Annotated in this window: 28 protein-coding genes; 18 read left to right on the top strand and 10 right to left on the bottom strand. The window is 59.0% G+C overall.

From position 1 onward, the window contains the following. Positions 1–555: 555 nt before the first annotated feature. Positions 556–1,776 (bottom strand): CaiB/BaiF CoA-transferase family protein, encoded by a 1,221-nt coding sequence (locus BZ163_RS34650; protein ID WP_128874711.1) that lies wholly within the window; start codon positions 1,774–1,776, stop codon positions 556–558. 13 nt (positions 1,777–1,789) lie between these two features. Continuing rightward, on the bottom strand, positions 1,790–2,971 hold the full coding sequence (locus BZ163_RS34645) for an acyl-CoA dehydrogenase (RefSeq protein WP_128874710.1): 1,182 nt from the start codon (positions 2,969–2,971) through the stop codon (positions 1,790–1,792). Positions 2,972–3,128: 157 nt separating this feature from the next. On the opposite strand from BZ163_RS34645, the gene BZ163_RS34640 reads away from it, so the two are divergent. From BZ163_RS34640 to BZ163_RS34595, 10 genes are all read left to right on the top strand, one after another. Next, positions 3,129–4,028, top strand: a complete 900-nt coding sequence (locus BZ163_RS34640) for a LysR family transcriptional regulator (protein WP_128874709.1) — start codon at positions 3,129–3,131, stop codon at positions 4,026–4,028. A gap of 434 nt (positions 4,029–4,462) precedes the next feature. After that, the gene (locus BZ163_RS34635; protein ID WP_128874708.1) at positions 4,463–5,584 is read left to right on the top strand and encodes a Re/Si-specific NAD(P)(+) transhydrogenase subunit alpha; all 1,122 of its coding nucleotides are present in this window, start codon (positions 4,463–4,465) and stop codon (positions 5,582–5,584) included. 15 nt (positions 5,585–5,599) lie between these two features. After that, entirely contained in the window at positions 5,600–5,923 is a 324-nt protein-coding gene (locus BZ163_RS34630; protein WP_017335806.1) for an NAD(P) transhydrogenase subunit alpha, read from the top strand. Beyond that, on the top strand, positions 5,923–7,359 hold the full coding sequence (locus BZ163_RS34625; protein WP_128874707.1) for an NAD(P)(+) transhydrogenase (Re/Si-specific) subunit beta: 1,437 nt from the start codon (positions 5,923–5,925) through the stop codon (positions 7,357–7,359). The genes BZ163_RS34630 and BZ163_RS34625 overlap by 1 nt, the downstream gene beginning before the upstream one ends. Positions 7,360–7,549: 190 nt before the next feature. Next, on the top strand, positions 7,550–9,043 hold the full coding sequence (locus tag BZ163_RS34620; protein ID WP_128874706.1) for an acetyl-CoA hydrolase/transferase family protein: 1,494 nt from the start codon (positions 7,550–7,552) through the stop codon (positions 9,041–9,043). A 320-nt stretch (positions 9,044–9,363) separates the two neighbouring features. Then, positions 9,364–9,579 (top strand): DUF1127 domain-containing protein, encoded by a 216-nt coding sequence (locus tag BZ163_RS34615; RefSeq protein ID WP_128874705.1) that lies wholly within the window; start codon positions 9,364–9,366, stop codon positions 9,577–9,579. Positions 9,580–9,888: 309 nt separating this feature from the next. Next, positions 9,889–10,206, top strand: a complete 318-nt coding sequence (locus BZ163_RS34610) for a DUF2388 domain-containing protein (RefSeq protein WP_064675289.1) — start codon at positions 9,889–9,891, stop codon at positions 10,204–10,206. A 117-nt stretch (positions 10,207–10,323) separates the two neighbouring features. Then, positions 10,324–10,641: a DUF2388 domain-containing protein gene (locus BZ163_RS34605; RefSeq protein ID WP_128874704.1), complete on the top strand. Its 318-nt coding sequence runs from the start codon at positions 10,324–10,326 to the stop codon at positions 10,639–10,641. A 25-nt stretch (positions 10,642–10,666) separates the two neighbouring features. After that, positions 10,667–10,987, top strand: a complete 321-nt coding sequence (locus tag BZ163_RS34600) for a DUF2388 domain-containing protein (protein ID WP_128874703.1) — start codon at positions 10,667–10,669, stop codon at positions 10,985–10,987. Further along, on the top strand, positions 10,987–12,945 hold the full coding sequence (locus tag BZ163_RS34595; RefSeq protein ID WP_128874702.1) for a DUF4105 domain-containing protein: 1,959 nt from the start codon (positions 10,987–10,989) through the stop codon (positions 12,943–12,945). Before BZ163_RS34600 ends, BZ163_RS34595 begins: the two co-directional genes overlap by 1 nt. Before the next feature lie 19 nt (positions 12,946–12,964). On the opposite strand, the gene trpA is transcribed toward BZ163_RS34595, so the two are convergent. Together trpA and trpB are read right to left on the bottom strand one after the other, a co-directional pair. Next, positions 12,965–13,777: a tryptophan synthase subunit alpha gene (gene trpA, locus BZ163_RS34590; protein ID WP_128874701.1), complete on the bottom strand. Its 813-nt coding sequence runs from the start codon at positions 13,775–13,777 to the stop codon at positions 12,965–12,967. Further along, positions 13,777–15,012 carry a tryptophan synthase subunit beta gene (trpB, locus tag BZ163_RS34585; RefSeq protein ID WP_128874700.1) on the bottom strand — a complete coding sequence of 412 codons (1,236 nt, stop codon included), beginning with the start codon at positions 15,010–15,012 and terminating at the stop codon, positions 13,777–13,779. Before trpB ends, trpA begins: the two co-directional genes overlap by 1 nt. A 112-nt stretch (positions 15,013–15,124) precedes the next feature. Between trpB and BZ163_RS34580 the strand changes: the two genes are divergently transcribed. Then, positions 15,125–16,042, top strand: a complete 918-nt coding sequence (locus BZ163_RS34580; protein ID WP_128874699.1) for a LysR family transcriptional regulator — start codon at positions 15,125–15,127, stop codon at positions 16,040–16,042. Here BZ163_RS34580 and BZ163_RS34575 read toward each other — a convergent pair. Then, positions 16,015–16,341, bottom strand: a complete 327-nt coding sequence (locus tag BZ163_RS34575; RefSeq protein WP_064675282.1) for a YqjD family protein — start codon at positions 16,339–16,341, stop codon at positions 16,015–16,017. The genes BZ163_RS34580 and BZ163_RS34575 overlap by 28 nt on opposite strands. A gap of 153 nt (positions 16,342–16,494) precedes the next feature. Here BZ163_RS34575 and BZ163_RS34570 point away from each other — a divergent pair, with 153 nt between their 5' ends. Then, positions 16,495–16,710 carry a dodecin gene (locus BZ163_RS34570; RefSeq protein ID WP_064675281.1) on the top strand — a complete coding sequence of 72 codons (216 nt, stop codon included), beginning with the start codon at positions 16,495–16,497 and terminating at the stop codon, positions 16,708–16,710. Positions 16,711–16,833: 123 nt separating this feature from the next. Further along, positions 16,834–17,055: a DUF1161 domain-containing protein gene (locus BZ163_RS34565; RefSeq protein ID WP_128874698.1), complete on the top strand. Its 222-nt coding sequence runs from the start codon at positions 16,834–16,836 to the stop codon at positions 17,053–17,055. Positions 17,056–17,123: 68 nt separating this feature from the next. Here the strand turns inward: BZ163_RS34565 and BZ163_RS34560 are convergent, their stop codons facing one another. Beyond that, entirely contained in the window at positions 17,124–18,125 is a 1,002-nt protein-coding gene (locus tag BZ163_RS34560) for an LLM class flavin-dependent oxidoreductase (protein WP_128874697.1), read from the bottom strand. A 241-nt stretch (positions 18,126–18,366) separates the two neighbouring features. On the opposite strand from BZ163_RS34560, the gene BZ163_RS34555 reads away from it, so the two are divergent. Both BZ163_RS34555 and BZ163_RS34550 read left to right on the top strand, forming a co-directional pair. Next, entirely contained in the window at positions 18,367–18,798 is a 432-nt protein-coding gene (locus BZ163_RS34555) for an OsmC family protein (RefSeq protein ID WP_128874696.1), read from the top strand. 190 nt (positions 18,799–18,988) lie between these two features. Then, positions 18,989–19,222: a DUF1161 domain-containing protein gene (locus tag BZ163_RS34550; protein ID WP_064675277.1), complete on the top strand. Its 234-nt coding sequence runs from the start codon at positions 18,989–18,991 to the stop codon at positions 19,220–19,222. A gap of 6 nt (positions 19,223–19,228) precedes the next feature. On the opposite strand, the gene BZ163_RS34545 is transcribed toward BZ163_RS34550, so the two are convergent. Both BZ163_RS34545 and BZ163_RS34540 read right to left on the bottom strand, forming a co-directional pair. After that, complete coding sequence (locus BZ163_RS34545) at positions 19,229–19,654, bottom strand: hypothetical protein (protein WP_128874695.1); 426 nt, start codon at positions 19,652–19,654, stop codon at positions 19,229–19,231. A gap of 41 nt (positions 19,655–19,695) precedes the next feature. After that, positions 19,696–20,118 carry a hypothetical protein gene (locus tag BZ163_RS34540; RefSeq protein WP_128874694.1) on the bottom strand — a complete coding sequence of 141 codons (423 nt, stop codon included), beginning with the start codon at positions 20,116–20,118 and terminating at the stop codon, positions 19,696–19,698. A 59-nt stretch (positions 20,119–20,177) separates the two neighbouring features. On the opposite strand from BZ163_RS34540, the gene BZ163_RS34535 reads away from it, so the two are divergent. Further along, positions 20,178–21,269: an aminopeptidase gene (locus BZ163_RS34535; protein WP_128874693.1), complete on the top strand. Its 1,092-nt coding sequence runs from the start codon at positions 20,178–20,180 to the stop codon at positions 21,267–21,269. A gap of 72 nt (positions 21,270–21,341) precedes the next feature. On the opposite strand, the gene BZ163_RS34530 is transcribed toward BZ163_RS34535, so the two are convergent. Next, positions 21,342–21,992: an HAD family hydrolase gene (locus BZ163_RS34530; protein ID WP_128874692.1), complete on the bottom strand. Its 651-nt coding sequence runs from the start codon at positions 21,990–21,992 to the stop codon at positions 21,342–21,344. A gap of 44 nt (positions 21,993–22,036) precedes the next feature. Beyond that, complete coding sequence (locus BZ163_RS34525) at positions 22,037–22,582, bottom strand: gamma carbonic anhydrase family protein (RefSeq protein ID WP_128874691.1); 546 nt, start codon at positions 22,580–22,582, stop codon at positions 22,037–22,039. Between the two features lie 101 nt (positions 22,583–22,683). Here BZ163_RS34525 and prlC point away from each other — a divergent pair, with 101 nt between their 5' ends. Together prlC and BZ163_RS34515 are read left to right on the top strand one after the other, a co-directional pair. Then, positions 22,684–24,735 (top strand): oligopeptidase A, encoded by a 2,052-nt coding sequence (gene prlC, locus BZ163_RS34520; protein ID WP_128874690.1) that lies wholly within the window; start codon positions 22,684–22,686, stop codon positions 24,733–24,735. Next, the gene (locus BZ163_RS34515; RefSeq protein ID WP_128874689.1) at positions 24,732–25,019 is read left to right on the top strand and encodes a YheV family putative zinc ribbon protein; all 288 of its coding nucleotides are present in this window, start codon (positions 24,732–24,734) and stop codon (positions 25,017–25,019) included. The genes prlC and BZ163_RS34515 overlap by 4 nt, the downstream gene beginning before the upstream one ends. Positions 25,020–25,258 lie beyond the last annotated feature (239 nt).

Raw genomic sequence — 25,258 nt, 5'->3', positions numbered from 1 at the left:
TGATAATCTTGTTGACTATCAGTCTGACTCCACAAGCACCCACACGAATTGCTTGATTCAGTTGTTAAAGAGCGGTTGGTTAAGAACTTTCGTCTCAACCGAGGCGCGCATTCTACGCTTTCCTCTGCTGCTGTCAAGCGGTTATTTTCAGAAGTTTTCAAAGTTTCCTTTGTAACTTCAACCACTTGGCGCTTCCGATCTCTCGTCAGCGGGAGGCGAATTCTACAGCGTTACTCGCTGCTGTCAACACCTCTTTTACTCCGCTTTCGACCGAGAAGATCGAACCGTTGATAAGGCGACAACACACTGCCTGATCAACTCCTTCTGGGCTTCGATGAACTGAAGCAACTCACTGTCGAAAACTGCGTAACTCTTTGTTTACCAAGGAGTTTTCCGTTTCGACTGCGCCGGAAGTGGGGCGAATTATAGACTTCCAGAATCTGCCGTCAAGCCCTAAATTCCGCTTTCCTATCAATAACTTACCAATGGCCGAAAAACAGCCGTCCGCCCCCGGCTGGAGAAAGGAAAACCGCCCCTTCTATATAGAAGGAGCCCTCAAAGCACTCCGGCCTCTTTAAAGGCAGCCACCGCGTCTGCATCCAGGCCCAACACCCGCTGCAGAACCTCCAGCGTGTGCTCGCCCAATAAAGGAGGCGCATTGCGGTACTCCACAGGCGTCTCGGACAGTCGAATCGGACTCGCCACCTGCGGCACCATCCCGGCCAGCGCATGAGGCAAATCAATCGCCAAACCTCGCGCCTTGACCTGAGGGTCGGCAAACATCTGAGCCAGATCATTGATCGGCCCACAAGGCACGCCTGCCTGCTCCAGCTGCAGTACCCACTCGGCAGTCGTCTTGAACACCGTTGCCTGGCGGATAAGCGGAATCAACAGCGCACGGTTCGCCACCCGCAACTTGTTGGTCGCAAAGCGTGGGTCATCCGCCCACTGCGGCTGACCCGCGACTTCGGCAAACTTGCGGAACTGCCCGTCATTACCCACGGTGAGGATGAAGTCGCCATCCGCCGTAGGAAAGTCCTGATAAGGCACGATGTTCGGATGAGCATTACCCAGGCGCTTCGGAGCATGGCCTGTCGTCAGGTAATTCATCGCCTGGTTCGCCAGACAAGCCACCTGAACGTCCAGCAGCGCCATATCGATATGCTGACCGCCGCCGTCCTGATTGCGGTGAGCCAATGCCGCCAGGATCGCCACTGTCGAGTAGAGTCCGGTCAGGATGTCAGTCAGCGCCACGCCGACTTTCACCGGCCCGGCCCCTTCCTCGCCTTCCGGTCGCCCGGTCAGACTCATCAGCCCGCCCAGCCCCTGGATCATGAAGTCATAACCCGCGCGCTTGGCGTAAGGCCCCGTCTGGCCAAACCCGGTAATCGAGCAATAGATCAGGTTCGGATTGAGGGCCTTGAGCGATTCATAGTCCAACCCATAAGCCGCCAGACCTCCCACTTTGAAGTTCTCGATCAGGATGTCCGACCTGGCTGCCAGCTCACGCACCAGCTTCTGCCCCTCCGGGCGCGTGAAGTCGATGGTGACGGATTGCTTGTTGCGATTGGCCGACAAGTAATAGGCCGCTTCGCTGGTGTTCTCGCCATTGGCGTCTTTCAGGAAAGGAGGCCCCCAGGCGCGCGTATCATCACCATTGCCCGGCCGCTCGACCTTGATTACATCAGCACCAAGGTCGGCAAGGATCTGCCCGGCCCACGGCCCGGCCAGCACCCGTGATAAATCCAGTACCCGTAGATGCGATAGCGCGCCCATGGACGTTCTCCTGTTAATAGAACGCCTGGAGGCCGGTCTGCGCACGTCCGAGGATCAGCGCGTGGACGTCATGCGTACCTTCATAGGTATTCACCACTTCCAGGTTGACCAGATGGCGAGCAACGCCGAATTCATCGGAGATGCCATTGCCGCCCAACATGTCGCGCGCCATGCGCGCAATATCCAACGACTTGCCGCAGGAGTTGCGCTTCATCATCGAGGTGATCTCGACCGCAGCCGTGCCTTCATCCTTCATGCGGCCCAGACGCAAGCAACCTTGCAGTGCCAGGGTGATTTCCGTCTGCATGTCGGCCAGCTTCTTCTGGATCAGCTGAGTGGCGGCCAATGGACGACCGAACTGCTGGCGATCCAGGGTGTATTGGCGCGCGGTGTGCCAGCAGAATTCGGCGGCACCGAGTGCGCCCCAGGAAATACCGTAACGCGCCGAGTTGAGGCAGGTAAAAGGACCTTTCAAACCACGGACATCCGGGAAGATGTTCTCTTCAGGGACAAACACGTTATCCATGACGATCTCGCCGGTGATGGATGCGCGCAGGCCGACCTTGCCGTGAATCACCGGGGCGCTCAAGCCTTTCCAGCCTTTCTCCAGCACGAAGCCACGGATATCGCCGGCGTCATCCTTGCCCCAGACCACGAATACATCGGCGATCGGGCTGTTGGTGATCCACATCTTGCTGCCGGTCAGGCTGTAACCGCCTTCCACTTTACGCGCACGGGTAAGCATCGCACCCGGGTCGGAACCATGGTTCGGCTCGGTCAGACCGAAGCAGCCGATCCATTCGCCGGAAGCCAGTTTCGGCAGGTACTTCTGCTTCTGGGCTTCAGTACCAAACTCGTTGATCGGCACCATCACCAGCGAAGACTGCACGCTCATCATCGAGCGATAACCGGAGTCGACACGCTCGACTTCACGAGCGATCAAGCCGTAGCTGACATAGTTCAAGCCGCTGCCACCGTACTGCTCAGGGATGGTCGCCCCCAAAAGGCCCACTTCGCCCATCTCGCGAAAGATCGCCGGGTCGGTCTTTTCATGGCGGAAAGCTTCGAGAACGCGCGGCGCGAGTTTCTGCTGAGCGAATTGCTCGGCAGTATCGCGGATCATGCGCTCTTCTTCGGTGAGCTGTTGATCCAGCAGCAGGGGATCGATCCAGTTGAAGCTAGCTTTACCGCCCATGAGTGTGTCCTCTCGAATCGGGTCAAATATCGTGGATTGATCCTAGGCCGGGTTCGGCGTCAGGGCAAACGAGGATTTTGCATACTGTTGTGCTAATTTCTCACTCCGAAAGGTCGCGAAATGGCTTTTATGCGCTGTATTAGTGAGGTTGCCGTACATGCGAAGGAAAATACCCAGCACGACCGCCCTGATCAGCTTCGAGGCGGCAGCGCGCCACGAAAGCTTTACCAAGGCCGCCCAGGAGCTTTCGCTGACCCAGGGCGCGATTTGCCGGCAGATCGCCAGCCTGGAAGAGTTTCTGGGCGTCGAACTGTTCCGCCGCTCGCGCCGTGGGGTCAAGCTGACAGAAGCCGGACTGTCCTATAGCCGACGGGTAGCCACCCAGCTCGATGCGGTTGAACGGGACACCTTGTCGGTGATGGGCCAGCAGGGCACCAATGTGATCGAGCTGGCCGTAGTACCGACCTTTGGTACTCAATGGCTGCTGCCAAGGCTCAAGGACTTCCAGCAACAACACCCGGAAGTGACGGTCAACCTCACCAACCGAACGCGACCCTTCCTGTTTGCCGACACCGACTTCGACGCGGCGATCTATTTTGGCGACGCTGACTGGTCGGGCACCGAATCCCACAGGCTGATGGGCGAAAGCCCGATGCCCGTATGCAGCCCTGACCTGCTGGGGAAAAAGACCCATCTGACACCCGGTGCAATCGCCGACCTGCCCCTGCTGCAGCAGACCACTCGCCCCTATGCCTGGCGCCAGTGGTTCAACTCGCAGAACCTAAATATCCCGCGAGACATGACAGGACCGCGTTACGAGCTATTCTCCATGCTGGCCCAAGCGGCCATGCACGATATGGGGATTGCGCTGATCCCGCCGTTCCTGATTCAGCGGGAGTTGGCGGAGAAGCGCCTGGTGATCGCCAACCCCCAGGCACTGTCGAGCATCAAGGCTTATTACCTGATGATTCCAGAGCGAAAGGTCGAATCGGCCTCTTTAAGGGCTTTTCGCGATTGGCTGGTTAATCAGGCACACAGCTACAACCTTCGCGCTTGAAGGCTCGGCGCAATTAGCTGACCCCGTAGTCAATAAACTCAAAACCCTACAGATATAAATATTTGTCGCAAATTCGCAAACTGTACCGTGAGGCTGTACAAACGTCCCATAAGCGCCTGAAACCTGGCCTTGAGCATCCATTACGCAACAATTACCCCTCATTCACCTCACCGATGTGCAAATAGATCATTTTTTAGCGAAGTCCTTGCAAGGCACGGCCTGCAAGGGATTGATCCATCAGGTTGCGACATTCGGTCACGGGGTGACTTGTAGTTAATTTTCCGTCACCCGTCATAATCCCTTGATGGGCACAAAGTTCGCCTGCAAAATGCCGCGCCCCGCCCTTGTTTGGCGGGATCGTGCTGATCGGCCGCCCCAGCCGCACCATCCGTAGTGCATGGGTTTACTCAATAAGATCACGCAGGAGATTTGACGTGCACATTGGTGTTCCTCTCGAAACCCAGACGGGTGAAACGCGGGTTGCTGCAACCCCGGAAACCATCAAGAAGCTGATCGGCCAGGGTCATAAGGTCACGGTCCAAAGCGGCGCCGGCATTAGTGCCAGTGTTGTCGACAGTGCTTATGAAGCGGCAGGCGCAACCATTGGCAGCGCCAACGATGCGTTTGGCGCCGAGCTGATTCTCAAGGTGGTCGCTCCCAGCGACAGCGAACTCGCGCTGATCAAGAGCGGCACCGTTGTGGTGGGCATGCTCAACCCGTTCAGCAATGAAACCATTGCCAAGCTGGCCGAGTGCGGCATTACCGCGTTCGCGCTGGAAGCCGCGCCACGCACCTCCCGCGCCCAGAGCCTGGACGTGCTGTCTTCCCAGGCCAACATCGCCGGCTATAAAGCCGTGCTGCTGGCGGCTCACCATTATCCGCGCTTCATGCCGATGCTGATGACCGCTGCGGGCACCGTGAAAGCGGCGCGTGTACTGATTCTGGGTGCCGGCGTCGCCGGTTTGCAGGCCATTGCCACGGCAAAACGCCTGGGTGCAGTCATCGAAGCGTCTGACGTGCGTCCTGCAGTAAAAGAGCAGATCGAATCCCTCGGCGCCAAGTTCGTCGACGTGCCTTATGAGACCGATGAAGAGCGCGAATGCGCCGTCGGTGTCGGCGGTTACGCGCGTCCCATGCCCGCCAGCTGGATGCAGCGCCAAGCCTTGGCCGTGCACGAGCGCGCCAAGCAGGCTGACATTGTCATCACCACCGCACTGATCCCGGGCCGCAAGGCGCCGACGCTGCTCAGCGCGGAAACCGTGGCACAGATGAAGCCGGGCTCGGTGGTCATCGACCTCGCGGCAGCCCAGGGCGGCAACTGCCCGCTGACCGTAGCCGACCAGGTCGTGGTCGAAAATGGCGTGACCATTTGCGGCCCGACCAACCTGGCCGGCGCCGTCGCGGCCGATGCTTCGGCGTTGTACGCGCGCAACCTGCTGGACTTCCTGAAGCTGGTCTTCAACAAAGAAGGCCAGTTCGAGATCAACCTCGAAGACGATATCGTCGCCGCGTGCCTGATGTGCCGCGACGGCCAAGTCATCCGCAAAAACGCCTAAGCAGGGATTCAGACGATGGAAGAGCTTATCTCCCCCGGTATCTACAACCTGATCATCTTCGTGCTGGCGATTTATGTCGGTTATCACGTGGTCTGGAACGTTACACCTGCTCTGCACACGCCGTTGATGGCGGTGACCAACGCCATTTCGGCCATCGTGATCGTCGGCGCCATGCTGGCGGCGGCGCTGACCGTGACGCCACTGGGCAAGACCATGGGCACCCTGGCGGTAGCGCTGGCGGCGGTGAACGTGTTTGGTGGCTTCCTGGTCACCCGCAGGATGCTTGAAATGTTCAAGAAAAAAGCCCCGAAAGCGGTTAAAGAAGAGGCGTCCAAGTAATGAGCATGAACCTCGTCACGACGCTCTACTTGATCGCGTCGATCTGCTTCATCCAGGCCCTCAAAGGTCTGTCGCACCCGACCACGTCCCGACGCGGCAATTTTTACGGCATGCTCGGCATGGCGCTGGCAATCCTCACCACCGTGGGCCTCATCTATAAGCTGGGCGCTGAGCTCGCGACTGCCGGGATCGGTTACGTCATCGTCGGCCTGTTGGTCGGCGGCACCGCCGGTTCGATCATGGCCAAGCGCGTTGAAATGACCAAGATGCCGGAACTGGTCGCTTTCATGCACAGCATGATCGGTATGGCCGCCGTGTTCATTGCCATCGCCGCTGTCGTTGAGCCGCAATCGCTGGGTATCGTTAAACAGCTGGGTGATTCGATCCCGGCGGGCAACCGTCTGGAGCTGTTCCTCGGCGCCGCCATCGGTGCAATCACCTTCTCCGGCTCGGTGATCGCCTTCGGCAAGCTCTCGGGCAAATACAAGTTCCGCCTGTTCCAGGGCGCGCCGGTGCAATTCAGCGGCCAGCACAAGCTCAACCTGGTGCTAGGCCTGGCGACGCTGGCGCTGGGTATCACCTTCATGCTCACTGGCAGTCTCAGCGCTTTCGCCCTGATGCTGGCCCTGGCCTTCGTGCTCGGCGTGCTGATCATCATCCCGATCGGCGGCGCGGACATGCCGGTGGTGGTGTCCATGCTCAACAGCTACTCCGGCTGGGCAGCGGCAGGTATCGGTTTCTCGCTGAACAACTCGATGCTGATCATTGCCGGCTCGCTCGTGGGTTCGTCCGGTGCGATCCTGTCGTACATCATGTGCAAGGCGATGAACCGTTCATTCTTCAACGTACTGCTCGGCGGCTTCGGCAACACCGCAGATGCGGCTGGCCCGGCCGGCTCGAAAGAAGCCCGCCCGGTGAAATCCGGTTCGGCTGACGACGCGACCTTCCTGCTGACCAACGCCGATACCGTGATCATCGTTCCGGGCTACGGCCTGGCCGTAGCACGGGCGCAGCACGCGCTGAAAGAGCTGACCGAGAAGCTGACTCATCGCGGCGTGACCGTGAAGTACGCGATCCACCCGGTTGCCGGGCGCATGCCCGGCCACATGAACGTGTTGTTGGCCGAGGCTGAAGTGCCTTACGACCAGGTGTTCGAGATGGAAGACATCAACTCCGAGTTCGGCCAGGCCGACGTGGTGCTGGTGTTGGGTGCCAACGACGTGGTCAACCCGGCGGCGAAGAACGATCCGAAGTCGCCGATTGCCGGCATGCCGATTCTCGAGGCGTTCAAGGCCAAGACCATCATCGTCAACAAGCGCTCGATGGCCAGCGGCTATGCCGGTCTGGACAACGAACTGTTCTACCTCGACAAAACCATGATGGTCTTCGGCGACGCCAAGAAAGTCATCGAAGACATGGTTAAAGCCGTCGAGTAAAACCTGCTCCAACGCAATACCCCAAACCCCGGCCTTTAGCAGGCTGGGGTTTTTTATTGCCCGTAAAATGCCCCGCTAACCCGACCAAAGGCTCTAAATCAGGGCTCGGCATTCGACCATGGTAGCGGGACGGATTTTTTTCAAATCACTAGACTGCACACCTTGCTTTCGTTACCCGAGATAAACCTCCATGTACCGTGATCGTATTCGCTTGCCTTCGTTGTTGGATAAAGTGATGAGCGCCGCTGACGCTGCCGCTCTGATTGAGGACGGCATGACCGTCGGGATGAGTGGTTTCACTCGCGCCGGCGAAGCCAAGGCCGTGCCGCACGCATTGGCCGAACGCGCCAAACTGACTCCGCTGAAAATCACCCTGATGACCGGCGCGAGCCTGGGCAACGACCTCGACAAACAGCTCACCGAAGCCGGCGTATTATCACGACGCATGCCATTCCAGGTCGATAGCACGCTGCGCAAGGCGATTAACGCCGGCGAAGTGATGTTCATCGACCAGCACCTTTCAGAAACCGTGGAACAGCTGCGCAACCAGCAGCTCAAGCTGCCGGACATCGCGGTGATCGAGGCCGTGGCGATCACCGAACAGGGCCACATCGTACCGACCACTTCGGTCGGCAACTCGGCCAGCTTTGCGATTTTCGCCAAACAGGTGATCGTTGAGATCAACCTGGCGCACAATCCGAACCTGGAAGGTCTGCACGACATCTATATCCCGACTTATCGCCCGACTCGCACGCCGATCCCGCTGGTGAAGGTTGACGACCGGATTGGCAGTACCGCCATCCCGATCCCGGCGGAAAAGATCGTCGCCATCGTGATCACCAATCAGCCCGACTCGCCTTCTACAGTACTGCCACCGGACATGGACACCCAGGCCATCGCCGACCATCTGATCGACTTCTTCAAGCAGGAAGTGGCGGCCGGACGCATGACCAACAAGCTGGGCCCGCTGCAAGCCGGGATCGGCACCATCGCCAACTCGGTGATGTGCGGCCTGATCGATTCCCCCTTCGAAGACCTCACCATGTACTCCGAAGTGCTGCAGGACTCGACCTTCGACCTGATCGATGCTGGCAAGCTGACTTTTGCATCGGGCAGTTCGATCACTTTGTCGGCTCGTCGCAATACCGATGTGTTCGGCAACCTGGAGCGCTACAAGGACAAACTGGTCCTGCGTCCACAGGAAATATCCAACCACCCGGAAGTGGTGCGCCGACTGGGCATCATCGGCATTAACACCGCACTGGAATTCGACCTGTACGGCAACGTCAACTCCACCCATGTCTGCGGCACGCGGATGATGAACGGGATCGGCGGTTCGGGCGACTTCGCGCGCAACGCGCACCTGGCGATCTTTGTGACCAAGTCGATCGCCAAGGGCGGCGCGATCTCCAGCGTCGTGCCCATGGTCAGCCACGTCGACCACACCGAGCATGATGTGGACATCCTCGTCACCGAGATCGGCCTGGCCGACCTGCGCGGCCTGGCACCGCGGGAGCGGGCTCGCGTCGTCATCGACAATTGTGTGCACCCGGACTATCGCCAGGCGCTGGATGACTACTTCACAGCGGCCTGCGCAATCGGTGGTCATACCCCGCATATCTTGCGCGACGCACTGAGCTGGCACATGAACCTCGAAGAAACCGGGCGCATGCTTGCCGTGTGAGGGAATACAGATAGCGGCTGACGCAAACACAGTTTCGTCAGCCTGCTATTGCCAAGCAGAAATGTGTTTAAAACTGTACTGCTGTACCGGTCTTTTCCTACAAGATTTCCCTACCTTTCCCAGTCAAAGGATCAATTTCGCACCATATAGGTGCGGATAGGTACAGTTGCCTCAATTTTGACCAGTACACCGCCTATTAACAGTTAACTGGTCCCTCACAATACAGGTGAACTGTATCTACAGGGACTGGCCAAACAAGAGGATCATTGGCATCAGTTAAACCACTACCTAATCCCGCCACAAGCGGAAGGATGCTAACCATGGAACGTACACTCAGTTCCGAACTGTTCTTCGAAGACACCACTGCAAAAACCCAGGCTTCCATGCCTCTGCGCGTTCTCGCCAACCTGATGTTGTGGCAGCGCCGCATCTCCAGCCGCCATCAACTGGCTCGTCTGGATTCGCGTCTGCTGGCTGATGCCGGGATTAGCGAAGCACAACGCTACGAAGAGCTGAGCAAGCCGTTCTGGCGCTAAGTAGCGTCGCTGGCTCTGACCTGCAGGGTCCACCGCCAGCAACCCGAATTGAATAAACAAAACCCGTCGTGGGAAACCACGATGGGTTTTGTCGTTTCAGGGCTTGGAAAATCCATACCAGTACAGTTTCTCGCACATTAGTTTTAACCAGTACACTTCGACAGCTACATATATCGTTTCTCCAAATGACTGTTCGAATCCATCACTGCCGGCCTAAAATCTAACCAGAACGTGGCGAACGCGGTATCACAGGCGTCTGATATCCAGACACTGCGCCACCCCCAATCGGTTCACCAAAGGAGTTACATCATGTCCCGTCTTCGCCTGCTCAGCGCTGCAGCCCTGCTTGCCGTGGCAGCCAATGCCCACGCCACCAGCTTCATCGTGACCACCGATGCCGTCGTGGGCGCACTCAAGGCCACCTCCGATGCGACCTCCGATGTCACGTCGTCCTTTCGCGATGACAAGATCGTGCGCGCTGCCCGAGACGACGCTGCCAGCTTCGTCGCCAGCGAAGGCGCCATCCGTGGCGTGAAACTGGAAAGCGCCCTTGACCACATCCGTCAGCAGGCTCCTCAGCTGAGCGCCACGGATGCGCAACTGGCCCAGGCCATCCTGACGATCTAAGCGACACCGTTCAGCGTTGAAACATTGGGACTCGCGCGTAGTGTCCCAATGTTTCAACGCTGGCTCTAGACCGGGCGTTGCGCTAGCCTTGAGACTCGCTTCCAGCTATCGAGTCTCATGCGTTTTCTTTCAAATTTGTTGATCATTCCGTTTTTCGCAACAGCCTGCTGGGTGGGTTCGGCACATGCCTACGACGCCTTCAACCTGTCGACACAAGGCATCGTCGCCACCGGCTACGCCACCACCATGGTGTCCGCCGCCCCCTTTGACCGTAAGCTGCTACTCGCCGCACAGGATGACGCTGCGGCGTTCATCGCCAGTGACGGCGAACTGCGGGGCGCGCAACTGGAGGCTGCCCTGGCCTATCTGCGCGACACCCGACCAAAACTTCATGCAAGCGACCTTGAACTGGCGCAGGCAATTCTCGTCCAATAGTTATCCTTATCTGCGGAGTCGTTCCATGCGTAGCCCCCTGATTGCTGCTGCCCTTGGCCTGTTGTTGCTGGCCGATGTGACCCAGGCGCACACCCTGGTCGCCACCAGTAACATCATCATCGATGCCTCCCGGCGCACCATTGATTTCACATCCGACACCACCACGTCCATTCGCGATTCGAAAATCATCCGCGAAGCCCACGACGATGCGGCCAGCTTCGTTGCCAGCGAAGGTGAAATTCGCGGTGCACAACTGGAAGCTGCCTTCGACACATTGCGCACCCGCGTCCCCGAAGCCCGGGATGCCAGTGATCAGGTTCTCGCCGAAGCCATCCTCGCACTGTGATGTCGCCTGTCGCCTGGCTGTTGGCCGGGGTCCTGTTGCTGCTTGGCAACACGGCCCAGGCTGGCCTGCAATTACAGCTCAAGACCCAAGGGCTGAGCCCTGCACAACAGCAGGCCAGTCAGGCGCTGCTCGATGAGGCCATGCTGGCATTGCCGCCGCGCTTCATCGAGCAACTCGACCGCAGGATCGACGTCGGCTGGATCGATAAGATGCCCGCCGATGCCTACGGGCAGGCGTCGCTGGTGTCCGAACTCGACCTGAACCGCAACCTGCTCGCCAGCCTCACCGACGGCAGCGCTGCGACCAAGAAAACGTATCGCCCCCACGGCACTGTGCGCAGGGAAATGCTGGCGACGGTGCTGCACGAACTCACTCACATCTATGACCGCTCGCGGCTGTGGCCAGGCGCGGAGCGCACGCTGATTCAGCGCTGCACCCGGCGTAACAGCAGCTCAGGGCTGATCGGCATGCCCGACGAATGTCGCGGTCAGGCCGATCGACGCTTTACCCTCAGCGACGACCCACGCCTGCTCGACCTTGCCGGCTGGCCGCAGTACGTCGGCCGCCGGGGCGAGCGCGAACAGTACAATCGACAAATTGCCCGCAGCCCGGACATCTACGAGACGAGCAGCCCCAAGGAGTTCGTCGCGGTCAACATGGAGTATTTCCTGCTCGACCCGAGCTACGCCTGTCGCCGTCCTGCGCTGTACCGCTACTACCAGGACCATTTCGGCTGGGCGCCTGCCGCCAAAGACACCTGCGGCAAATCCTTTGCGTTTCTCAATGCCGGCAACGACTTCGCCAAACAACCCCTGGGCCAGGTCGACCCGGAACGGGTGTACGCCGTCGACTATCTGCTGGCCGAAGCCAACCAGAATTGGGTCAGCCGCTGGGGCCACAGTATGTTGCGCCTGGTGATCTGTGCACCCGGTCGGCCACGCGGGCCGGATTGCCGGCTGGATCTGGATCAGCATCTGGTGCTGTCCTACCGCGCCTTCGTCGGTGATGTACAGCTGTCGAGCTGGGACGGCCTGGTGGGTAAATACCCGTCGCGCCTGTTTGTCCTGCCGCTGGCTCAGGTGATCGACGAATACACCAAGACCGAACTGCGCAGCCTGGCCTCGGTGCCGCTGAACCTGTCGCGCAACGAAATCGAAGACGTGGTGGAGCATGCCGCCGAGATGCACTGGAGCTACGACGGCAATTATTTCTTCCTGTCCAATAACTGCGCGGTAGAAGGATTGAAACTGTTGCGCAGCGGCACCAACAATTCGCAGCTGGTCGGGCTGGACAGCATCATGCCCAATGGTTTGCTGGAAGTGCTCAAGGGTCGCGGGCTGGCGGATACCAGCGTGCTGGACGATCCTCGCGAAGCGCTGCGCCTGGGTTATCGCTTCGACTCCTTCCGCGATCGTTATCAAGCGATGTTCGACGTGCTGAAGAAGCACCTGCCGATCAAGCAGGAAAAGGTCGAAGACTGGCTGGCATTGAAAGCCGACGAACGCCGGCAATGGATTGACCGGGCCGACTTGCGCACCAGTGCGGCATTGCTGTTATTGGAGCAGGCCGCCTTTCGCCAACAGTTGGTACTGGCCCAGGACGAAGTGAAACAGCGCTATCTGGGCGCACGTGAATTGAAGAACGGCGGCATGGACAAGGCCAACGCGACCTTGCAGCAGATTCTCGCCAACAGTGGCTTTCTCAGCCGTCCGGCGGAGTTGCTCGGTACCGGAGGTTATGGCTTGCCGCAGCCGAATGAATGGCAACGCCTGGAATCGGAAAGCAGCCTGCGGCAGAAACAGCTTCAAGCGCTGACCGGCGATCTGGACAAGGAAGTGAGGGCGCTGCTCGAACCGAGCCGGGCGGCCGAGATGGCCGCCAATGAAGCCAACCTGAAGCAGGTTGGCGAACATTTGAGAAAGTTGCACAAAGCCGCGGGCGGGCTGGAGTTGCCCTGAAAGCGAAAGATCGCAGGCTTCAGCTGACGCGGGCTTTTCGTACACCGTCGGCCAGCGCCGCGCACAGGCTCAACACACCGTCGACCGCCTGGGCCGGCGTCGAAGCATTGGCGATGTGATCGATCAACGCCGACCCCACCACCACACCATCCGCCAGGCGAGCGATGGCAGCCGCTTGCTCCGGTGTACGGATGCCGAAACCGATGCTGATCGGCAGATCGGTGTGGCGACGCAGACGGGCAACCGCTTCTTCAACGTGGTCCAGCGTTGCCGCGCCCGCACCGGTCACACCGGCAACAGACACGTAGTAAACGAAGCCGGAACTGCCGTTCAGTACGGTTGGCAAGCGCACGTCGTCGGTCGTCGGCGTGGTCAGGCGAATGAAGTCGATACCCGCGGCCTGGGCCGGATCGCACAACTCGCCGTTATGCTCGGGTGGCAGGTCGACCACGATCAGGCCGTCCACGCCGGCCTCTTTGGCGTCGGCAATGAAACGTGGCACGCCATACATATGAATCGGGTTGAAATAGCCCATCAACACCAGCGGCGTGTCGGTATTGCCTTCGCGGAACTCGCGAACCATCTGCAGGGTTTTCGCCAGGTTTTGCTTGGCACCCAAGGCACGAATGTTGGCCAGCTGGATCGCCGGGCCATCGGCCATCGGGTCAGTGAAAGGCATGCCCAACTCGATCACGTCGGCGCCAGCACCGGGCAAGCCTTTGAGGATCGCCAGGGACGTGTCGTAGCTCGGGTCGCCAGCGGTAACAAAAGTCACCAGCGCGGCACGGTTCTGTTCCTTGAGTTCGGCAAAACGTGTTTGCAGGCGGCTCATCAGTGTTTCTCCTGCTTGGACTGCTCTTGTTGAGAATGTTCCATGTGGTGCATCACGGTTTGCATGTCTTTGTCGCCACGACCGGACAGGTTGACCACCATCAGGTGATCTTTCGGCAAGGTCGGAGCGCGCTTGAACACTTCGGCCAGGGCATGGGCGCTTTCCAGTGCAGGGATGATCCCTTCCAGGCGGCAGCATTTGTGGAACGCGTCGAGGGCTTCGTCGTCGGTTACCGAGGTGTACTGGACACGGCCGATGTCATGCAACCAGGCGTGTTCCGGGCCGATGCCTGGATAGTCGAGGCCGGCGGAAATCGAGTGAGCGTCGATGATCTGGCCATCGTCGTCCTGCAACAGGAACGTCCGGTTACCGTGCAGCACGCCCGGTACGCCGCCGTTCAGGCTGGCGGCGTGCTTGCCGGTGTCGATGCCGTGACCGGCGGCTTCAACGCCAATGATGTCGACGCTTGTGTCGTCGAGGAACGGATGGAACAGGCCCATGGCATTGGACCCGCCGCCGATGCACGCCACCAGGCTGTCCGGCAGGCGGCCTTCCTGGGCTTGCATCTGGTCACGGGTTTCCTTGCCGATGACGGCCTGGAAGTCGCGAACCATGGCCGGGTACGGATGCGGACCGGCCACGGTACCGATCAGGTAGAAGGTGCTGTCGACGTTGGTGACCCAGTCACGCAACGCTTCGTTCATCGCATCCTTCAGGGTGCCAGTCCCGGCCACCACCGGGATCACTTCGGCGCCCAACAGCTTCATGCGGAAAACGTTGGCTTGCTGGCGTTCGATGTCGGTAGTGCCCATGTAGATCACGCAATCGAGGCCGAAACGCGCGGCCACGGTGGCCGTCGCCACGCCGTGCATGCCAGCGCCGGTTTCGGCGATGATGCGTTTTTTGCCCATGCGCCGCGCCAGCAGGATCTGGCCGATGCAGTTGTTGATCTTGTGCGCGCCGGTGTGGTTCAACTCTTCGCGCTTCAGGTAAATCTTCGCGCCGCCGCAGAACTCGGTCAGCCGCTCGGCGAAATAAAGCGGGCTTGGACGACCGACATAGTCGCGCTGAAAGTAGGCCAATTCCTCTTTGAATGCAGGATCTTCCTTGGCCGCTTCGTATTCGCGGGCCAGCTCGAGAATCAAAGGCATCAGGGTTTCAGCGACGTAACGGCCACCGAACGCGCCAAACAGGCCGTTGGCGTCGGGGCCGTTGCGCAGATTAGTCTGGGTCATGGGTCGCTCCAGTTGAATGCGTGAGATGACAATGGACTTAACTCTACCCCTGACGCCTCGGGCTGAAAACCGATAAGATTGCCACAACCTGTCAGGAAAACTCACAGATCCCATGAGCCATGACCTTCCCCCGCTGAACGCATTGCGTGCCTTTGAAGCAACCGCCCGCCTGAACAGCGTCAGTCAGGCCGCCGAACAATTGCACGTTACCCATGGCGCAGTCAGCCGGCAACTCAAGGTGCTTGAAGAACACCTTGGGGTGAGTCTTTTCATCAAGGATGGACGCGGCCTTAAACTCACAGATGCCGGGGTTCGATTGCGCGATGCCAGCGCCGAAGCGTTCGAGCGTTTGCGTACGGTGTGCGCAGAGCTGACCCAAAGCGCCGCCGACGCGCCGTTTGTACTCGGCTGCTCAGGCAGCTTGCTGGCACGCTGGTTCATTCCGCGCTTGGGAAGGCTGAATTCGGACCTGCCGGACTTGCGCCTGCATCTATCGGCCGGTGAAGGCGATCTCGATCCTCGTCGGCCGGGGCTGGATGCCCTGCTGGTGTTTGCCGAGCCACCTTGGCCGACGGACATGCAGGTCTACGAATTGGCGAGCGAGCGGATTGGCCCGGTAATGAGTCCGCTATTTGCCGGCTATGAAAGATTGCGAGAAGCACCGGCCACAGCGCTGCTGGACGTGCCATTGCTGCATACGACCTCTCGCCCACAAGCATGGCCCAGCTGGGCACAACAAAATGGAATCGACGCCAGAGCACTGAAATCAGGTCAGGGGTTCGAGCATTTGTATTACTTGCTGGAAGCGGCAGTGGCGGGGCTGGGCGTGGCAATTGCCCCTGAACCGCTGGTGGCCGAGGACTTGAAGGCCGGCCGCCTGGTCGCGCCCTGGGGCTTCAGTGAAACCCCGGCGCAACTGGCGTTGTGGCTACCCAAGCGCGCCGCGGACGGGCGCGCCCGGCAGTTGGCGCAGTGGCTCAAGAACGAACTGCGCCAAACCGATCATTCGCCGCGCTTGAACAACAGATAAGCAGCGAGCAAACCCAGCGCACCCACAGCGACACCCGCTGTAGTCCAAGGGTGTTCCTGGGCGTAGTCCCGTGTGGCGATCCCGGTTTCGCGGGTTTTGACTTTGACTTCTTCGTACGCGTCGCTGAGCAGGTGGCGCGAATGCTTCAGTGCGTTTTCGGCGTTTGTTTTCAATACTTTAAGGGTTTTACGCGACTCGTCCGAGGCGTCGTCCTTAAGGCTTTCCAGAGACTTGAGCAAACTCTCGATCTCGGCTTCCATGCTTTGCAATGAGGCTTTACGTAAAGAAGTGGTGGCCATGGTGGCTCTCCTGCATTGGTTGAGTTGCGTGTGTTGGTTGGGACTTCAGAGGTTCGAGAAAGTGCAGTAAATCTGAACTTCAACGTCAGATTAGCCGACAGAAGTAATAAGAAAATCACTGCTAGGCTGTAATCAAACCCTGAGGAGAACGCCATGACAGATCATCACACCTACAAGAAAGTCGAGCTGGTCGGCTCATCCGCCAGCAGCATTGAAGACGCCATCAACAACGCCTTGGCCGAAGCCAATAAAAGCCTCAAGTACATGGAATGGTTCGAGGTGACCGAAACACGTGGGCATATCAAGGACGGTAAGGCTGCCCATTTCCAGGTGACGCTCAAGGTCGGATTCCGAATTGCGAGCAGCTGAGTTTGAGCTAGTCTTCCGAACTGGCTTGCTGGCCGAGTGCCATAGGGATTGGCAATACGCTACACAAGAACATCCGGCTGATAGCCGGATGCCCCCTATTGATCCGACCAGAGAATACGATAGATGAAGAAGCTTATTTTAGCGGTAGTTTTGCTGACCCTTGGGAGTACAGCCTTCGCTCATGGCAAGTCATGTGAAGAGCTGAAAGCCGAGATCGCCGCAAAACTTGATGCCAAGGGTGTTGCTGGTTATTCCCTGGAAATCGTCGATAAAGGCACTGGTGCTGATGGGAAAGTCGTCGGCACGTGTGAGAAGGGTACCAAGGAAATTGTCTACAAGAGATAGCTGATGCCCACGAAAAATAGGAAAGCCGACACAATGACGTCGGCTTTTTTGTGGGCGCCGCTCGAGCGTCAGCCTTTCATGACCTGCGCCAACAGCTCATAGGAATGCACCCGATCGGCATGTTCGTAGAGGTCACAGGTAAAAATCAGCTCATCGGCCTGGGTCTGCTCAATCAGCACTTCCAGTTTGGCGCGGATCTTCTGCGGGCTGCCGACCATGGCCAGGCCGAGGAAATCTGCAACCGCTTCCTTCTCATGAGGCAGCCACAGGCCGTCCATGGTTTTCACTGGCGGCCGTTGCACCAGGCTCTGGCCACGCATCAATGCGAGAATCCGCTGATAGACCGAGGTCGCCAGATAGTCGGCCTGCTCGTCGGTGTCGGCGGCTACCAAAGGTACGCCGAGCATCACGTAGGGCTTATCCAATACTGCAGAAGGCTTGAAGTGGTTGCGGTAGACGCGAATCGCCTCATGCATGAAGCGCGGTGCGAAATGGGAAGCGAAGGCATAGGGCAAACCGCGCTCACCGGCCAGTTGGGCACTGAACAGGCTCGAACCCAGCAACCAGACAGGGACGTTGGTGCCGGTGCCCGGCATCGCAATAATCCGCTGGTCGGGGGTGCGCGGGCCGAGGTAGCGCATCAGCTCGGTCACGTCTTCGGGAAACTCGTCGGCACTCCCGGAGCGCTCACGACGCAACGCGCGAGCAGTCATTTGATCGGAACCGGGAGCGCGACCCAGGCCCAGATCGATTCGGCCCGGGTACAGACTTTCAAGCGTGCCGAACTGCTCCGCGATGACCAGCGGGGCGTGGTTGGGCAACATCACACCGCCCGAGCCGACGCGAATGGTCGACGTGCCGCCGGCCAGATAACCCAGCAGCACCGAGGTCGCCGAACTGGCAATGCCATCCATATTGTGGTGCTCGGCGACCCAGAAGCGGTTGTAGCCGAACTGCTCGACGTGCTGCGCCAGGTCCAGGGAATTGCGCAGCGACTGGGCCGCGCTGCCGTTCTCCCGCACGGGCACCAGATCGAGGGTCGAGAATTTGATATCGGACAGTCGTTTCATAAGCCTGCTTCTCCAATTGAGGGCGCAGGTTTTTTCTTACAAACGAAAACCTGCCGAATCCATAAGCGTGCTTCATGCAATGAGGGCATATACCCGAGTTTCAATAGCTCAGGCGAAATTCCGGCAAAATGAGGCATCAATTAGAATGCGGTGAACTTTGCAGCACCATCTATCCTCAGAACCCTAGCAACCGAAAACCACGAAGGCGCGACGATTCGCGCCGGATCTTGAGGAGGCAGACATGGCTATCACGAAGAAAGCATCGGCTCATTGGGAAGGTGACCTGAAAACCGGCATCGGCTCGATCTCCACGGAAACCGGTGTACTCAAAGAAGCACCCTACGGCTTCAAGGCGCGTTTCGAAGGCGGCAAAGGCACCAATCCGGAAGAGCTGATCGGTGCGGCACATGCGGGCTGCTTTTCCATGGCGTTTTCAATGATTCTCGGCGATGCCGGTCTCAAGGCTGACAGCATCGATACCCAAGCCGAGGTCACTCTGGACCAAGTGGAGGGTGGCTTTGCGATCACGGCGGTGAAATTGATCCTCAAGGCTAAAATCCCCGGGGCGAGTCAGGCGCAGTTCGAGGAATTGAGCAACAAGGCCAAAGAAGGCTGTCCGGTGTCCAAGGTGCTGAATGCGAAAATCAGCCTGGATGCGACGCTGGTCAGCTAGATCTTCTGTTGCACGTTAAAAGATCGCAGCCTTCGGCAGCTCCTACATGGGTTGAGTGACCCTGCAAGAGCTGCCGAAGGCTGCGATCTTTTTTGGGCTGCACCAAACTTGACTGATTAGACTGTGGTCGAATAAATGACAGCAGCAAAAACGCATCCACGTGCGCGCTGCCCTCAAAGGAGCTTCAACCATGAAACGTTTTGCCTTGGCGATTATCTGTAGCGCGCTGGCCACATCGGCCCTGGCGGCACCGAAATCCTGTGAAGAACTCAAGGCCGAAATCGAAGCCAAGATCCAGGCCAACAACGTCTCTTCCTACACCCTGGAAATTGTCACCAACGATGAAGTGCACGATCAGAACATGGTCGTTGGCTCGTGCGCAGGCGGCACAAAGAAAATCATCTACCAGAAAAACGACCGCTGATTCACCTCACATGAGGCAATAGGACTCTCGGTCTTCTGCGACGATTTCACGCTTGGCGTTGTACAGGCGAGCGCCAGGAGTGAAAGCGATCGAACGGCCTTCCAGCACATAACGCTGGCCGGCTTCGAAATGATCATAGTGGATGGTCAGGTAACACAATCGTTCCGTGGGACCGTTCATCATGCTCATGCCACCGCCCCCTCCGGGCACTTCGAAGTCGAATCTGACGATCAGCTCATGGCTACCGGGGGTGACCTGGAAAAAACGCCCGTCGCGCAATCGCTGCTTATCCAATCGTTCGGCCATCAACAATTTGTCGTTGGGGAAGGGTGTAGAAAACTCCACCCAGGCCATCTGCGGATTAACCGCCGGCAATGGGCTCTGGCAGCCGGCAACGACACTTGCAGCCAGTAATAGCATTGACCTGCGCATGATGAATTCCCAAGGGTGAGGGTCCTTCAGGATAACGCCGATCAGGTGCGTTGGCAGCCAGCCGGTGTCCCTTGGCCAATCACTTTTCGCTGTTGATCATAGAGCTTTGCCCACGGCCGGAAACCGATATTCCCGGCTTGCAGCTGATACCGCTGGCCAGCGTTGAAATCCTTGAATTTCACGTTCAATTGACAATCACGCCATAGCGGCTCGGCATCGGGACCGATATTGGTAGGCGCGACAGCGAACTGGTAACGCACCGTCAGCTCATGGCTACCGGGGTGGACCTCGAAGTAGCGCTTGTCGGTGGCGACCTTGTCATCGACTTCCAGCGCTTGCAGCGCTGTATCTTCTTGCTGCGAATCCAGGTCGATCCACGCTTGGGAGGGATCATGGCGAGGTAATCCGAAACCGGCACAACCTGTCAGCAACAACAGGCTTCCTGTCAGCATCAACGTGCGCATAGCGGAGCTCCAGTCAGGCGGGATAGTCTTGCGGGCAGACTTTCCAGGGATGATTCATTTTGATCAGGCCGCTTCCAAGCCTTGGGTTACTTGATCGCGTTTTACGCATTTTGTTTCCAGGCATGTTGTTTTTGTTGCTCAATGGTTGCACGAGCGTCAGCTATTACGGCCAATTGGCCAGTGGTCAGCTGCAATTGCTGCGGGCACGGGAGCCGGTTTCCAGCGTGATTGCCGATCCCGGTCGCGATCAGCAATTGCGTGCGCGCCTGGCTCAATCACAAAAGGCCCGGACGTTCGCCAGCCAGCATCTGCATCTGCCGGACAATCAGAGCTATCGCCTTTACGCCGACATTGGCCGGCCATTCGTCGTCTGGAATGTGTTTGCCACGCCGGAGTTTTCCCTGACGCCGCAGAACCATTGTTTCCCCATTGCCGGCTGCGTCGCCTATCGCGGTTACTACAGCCAGAGCGCAGCCCGCGGTGAAGCGGCCTTGCAACGACTGCAAGGTATGGACGTGTCGATCGGCGGTGTCGAGGCCTATTCGACGCTCGGCTGGTTCAACGATCCGATCATCAGTTCGATGATGGGTTGGGGCGACGAACGGCTGGCGACATTGATCTTTCACGAACTGGCGCACCAGCGCCTGTATGTGAAGGACGACACTGAGTTCAACGAGTCTTTCGCCTCTTTCGTCGAAAAGGAAGGCACTCGCCAATGGCGCGCATTCCGTGGCCTGGCGCCGGACGATGAGGCGCAGGCGCAGCGACGCGAGCAATTCCTTCAGTTGATCCTGGACACCCGCCGGCAGCTCGAATGGCTGTACGCCCTGCCGCTGCCCGCTGACCAGATGCGTCATCGCAAGGCGGCAACGTTCGAGCGTCTACGCGGTGATTATCGACTGCTGCGTGACACCCAATGGGCTGGGGACCATCGCTACGATGCCTGGATCAATGCGCCGATGAACAATGCCCGGCTGTTACCGTTTGGGTTGTATGACCAATGGGTGGCGGCGTTTGCCGGATTGTTCCGGCAGGAAGGCGGGGACTGGGTGAAGTTTTATGCGGCAGCCGAGAAGTTGGGGGCTCTGCCGGTTGAACAGCGTAAGGCGGCTTTGGAAGGTTTGGCGGGCCCCAGGAATCCTGGTGACTGATAGGGCCTCTTCGTCGGAACGCCGCCCGGACCAAACCCTGTGGGAGCCGGCTTGCCGGCGAAGGCAATTTAACTACCGCTGCAAAAACGCCTGATGCAACTCATCCAGCGTCTCAAAGTGATAGGTCGGCGCTTCTGCGCTCAGCTCTTCACGGCTACCAAAACCGTAGCCCACCGCCGCGGCATCCAGCCCATTGCTCCGAGCGCCGATCAGGTCGTGTTTACGATCGCCGATCATCAAGGTGGTGCTCGGGTCCAGGCCTTCTTCGGCCATCAGATGGGCGATCAGCTCGACTTTATTGGTACGGGTCCCGTCCAGTTCGCTGCCGTAGATCACCTTGAAGTGTTTTGCAAAGTCGAAGTGCCTGGCGATTTCCCGGGCGAAGATCCAGGGTTTGGAAGTCGCGATGTACAGCTGTCGCCCTTGCCCGCCGAGGGTTTCCAACAACGGCGTGACGCCGTCGAAGACACGGTTCTCGTAAAGGCCGGTGACCTTGAAACGCTCGCGGTAGAAGTTGACCGCTTCCCAGGCTCTGGGCTCGTCGAAGTCGTAGAACTGCATGAACGCCTGCAACAACGGCGGGCCGATAAAGTGTTCGAGCTTGGTCAGATCGGGTTCATCGACCCCCAATTTGCTCAGGGCAAACTGGATCGAACGGGTAATGCCCTCGCGCGGATCGGTCAGGGTGCCATCGAGGTCGAATAAAACGGTTTGATAATGCATGAAAATTCCTGAGCAATAGCGGGACGCTTTCCGTTAACAGGCGCCTAGATCTGGTCGTAGCCTTCGGCCAGATGCAAATCCTTGAGCTTTACGTAATTCGCCGCGCTGTAGGTGAAAAAGGCTTTTTCCTTGTCGGTCAGCGTACGGATCTGTTTGACCGGGCTGCCCACGTAGAGGAAACCGCTTTCCAGGCGCTTGCCGGGCGGTACCAGGCTGCCGGCGCCGATGATCACGTCATCTTCCACCACCGCGCCATCCATCACGATGCTGCCCATGCCGATCAGAACCCGGCTGCCCACGGTGCAGCCGTGCAGCATGACTTTATGCGCGATGGTCACGTCATCGCCGATCAGCAACGGGAAGCCATCGGGATTGAACGGGCCGGCATGGGTGATGTGCAGCACGCAGCCATCCTGGACGCTGGTGCGCGCGCCCACACGGATGCGCTGCATGTCGCCACGGATCACCGTCAGCGGCCAGACCGAGCTGTCGTCGCCGATTTCAACGTCGCCGATCACCACTGCCGAACAGTCGACAAAAGCGCCTTTGCCGAGCAGCGGTGCGTGGTTCTGATACTTGCGAAGGGTCACGATAGGCTCTCTCTCTTTTGCCGATAGCTGCGGTCGACGTCGATTGTAATTAAGATGGGCCAATGTTTCTTCCAGCGTTTCTTCCAGCCAAGGTGCCAACCGTGAGCGTGAACAACCCTCTTTTGCAGTCCTACGACCTGCCGCCGTTCTCGGCGATCCGTGCCGAGCACGTGCAACCGGCCATTGAACAGATCCTGGCTGACAACCGCGCCGCCATTGTCGAGATCCTCAAAGCCGAGGGCAAACAACCGACCTGGGCCGGCCTGGTGCTGGCCATGGACGAACTCAACGATCGCCTCGGCGCGGCCTGGAGCCCGGTCAGCCACCTGAATGCGGTGTGCAACAGCGCCGAACTGCGTGAAGCCTACGAGTCCTGCCTGCCCGCCTTGAGCGCCTACTCCACCGAGCTGGGCCAGAATCGCGAGTTGTTCGAGGCCTTCGAAGCGCTCGCCAACAGCCCGGCAGCCGCCGGTTTCGATGTGGCGCAGAAAACCATTCTGGAACACTCCCTGCGTGACTTCCGCCTGTCGGGTATCGACCTGCCGGAAGCCGAACAAAAGCGTTATGCCGAAGTGCAGAGCAAATTGTCGGAGCTGGGCAGCCGCTTCTCCAACCAGTTGCTCGACGCCACACAGGCCTGGACCAGGCACGTCACTGACGAAGCCACCCTCGACGGCCTGACCGATTCGGCCAAGGCGCAAATGGCCGCAGCAGCCCAGGCCAAAGACCTGGATGGCTGGTTGATCACCCTGGAATTCCCAAGCTACTACGCAGTGATGACCTACGCCAAGGACCGTGCCCTGCGCGAAGAAGTCTACGCCGCCTACTGCACCCGTGCGTCGGACCAAGGCCCGAATGCCGGTCAGAACGATAACGGCCCGGTCATGGAAGAAATCCTCGACCTGCGCCAGGAACTGGCCAGACTCCTGGGTTTCGCCAGCTTTTCGGAGTTGAGCCTGGCCACCAAAATGGCCGAATCCAGCGACCAGGTCATCAGTTTCCTGCGCGATCTGGCCAAGCGCAGCAAGCCGTTCGCCGCCCAGGATCTGCAACAGCTCAAAGCTTATGCCGCCGAACAAGGCTGCCCGGACCTGCAAAGCTGGGACAGCGGTTTCTACGGTGAAAAACTTCGCGAGCAGCGCTACAGCGTTGCCCAGGAAGCCCTTCGTGCCTACTTCCCGATCGACAAGGTGCTGGGCGGTCTGTTCGCCATCGTCCAGCGTCTGTATGGCATCGAAATCGCCGAGCAGAAAGGCTTCGACACCTGGCACCCGGATGTTCGCCTGTTCGAAATCAAGGAAAACGGCCAGCACGTCGGTCGCTTCTTCTTTGACCTCTACGCCCGCGCCAACAAGCGCGGCGGTGCCTGGATGGACGGCGCCCGTGATCGTCGCCGCACCGCCCAAGGCATCCTCCAGAGCCCGGTGGCCAACCTGGTGTGCAACTTCACCCCGGCCGACAGCGGCAAGCCAGCGCTGCTGACCCACGATGAGGTGACGACGCTGTTCCACGAATTCGGTCACGGCCTGCATCACCTGCTGACCCGCGTCGAGCATGCCGGCGTATCCGGCATCAACGGCGTAGCCTGGGATGCGGTCGAGTTGCCAAGCCAGTTCATGGAGAACTGGTGCTGGGAGCCGGAAGGCCTGGCGCTGATCTCCGGTCATTACGAAACCGGCGAGCCGCTGCCTCAGGACCTGCTGGAAAAGATGCTCGCGGCTAAGAACTTCCAGTCCGGCCTGATGATGGTTCGCCAGCTGGAATTCTCGCTGTTCGACTTCGAACTGCATGCCACCCACGGCGACGGCCGCAGCGTGCTGCAAGTGCTCGAAGGCGTGCGCGACGAGGTCTCGGTCATGCGGCCGCCGGCCTACAACCGGTTCCCCAACAGCTTTGCGCATATCTTCGCCGGCGGTTACGCGGCGGGCTACTACAGCTACAAATGGGCGGAAGTGCTGTCGGCGGATGCTTTCTCGAAATTCGAAGAAGACGGCGTGCTCAATGCCGCCACCGGTCGCGCGTTCCGCGAGGCGATCCTGGCGCGCGGCGGTTCCCAGGAACCGATGGTGCTGTTCGTCGACTTCCGGGGACGGCCACCGTCGATTGACGCACTCTTGCGCCATAGCGGCCTGAGTGAGGTCGCGGCCGCATGAGTGAGGGACCTGTGATTACCAAAAGACGCTTTATCGCCGGGGCGGTCTGCCCGGCTTGCAGCGAGCCGGACAAGTTGATGATGTGGACCGAAGACCAGGTCCCGCATCGCGAGTGCGTGGCCTGCGGTTATTCGGACACGCTGAATGAACAGGGCCTGTCAGTGCCCAAGGAATTGGGCACAAGGGTCAACACCTCGGCGCTGAAGGTGCCGGACGCCAAGGTTCAGGCCGTGCAGTTTTTTCCGAACCCCAAGCTGAAGAAAAAGCCTGACGAGCAACACTGAGAAAAAGCCCCCTTCCAGCCTTTTACGGGGTGGAAGGTGGCCTCCAGCAACCACCCTCTCCCCGCGCTGCACGCCCAAGTTTTTTGCTGAATCGATTCAACTTGATACTTAGCCTGCTATCATTTGTTTCCAGATTTTGCAGTCGCCTGTCCCCGGTCTTCCACGACCCGCATTGCTGCCAAAACCAAAGTCGTTCCACGAAACGGCTGACAACCATTATTGCCTGATGAGGTGCCCCC

Origin of the sequence: Pseudomonas sp. VI4.1 (genome assembly GCF_002029345.1) — a bacterium.
In the GTDB taxonomy this organism is placed as follows: Bacteria; Pseudomonadota; Gammaproteobacteria; order Pseudomonadales; family Pseudomonadaceae; genus Aquipseudomonas.
Note: the sequence above shows the minus strand (reverse complement) of the source record. Positions and strands in the feature narration are given on the sequence as shown.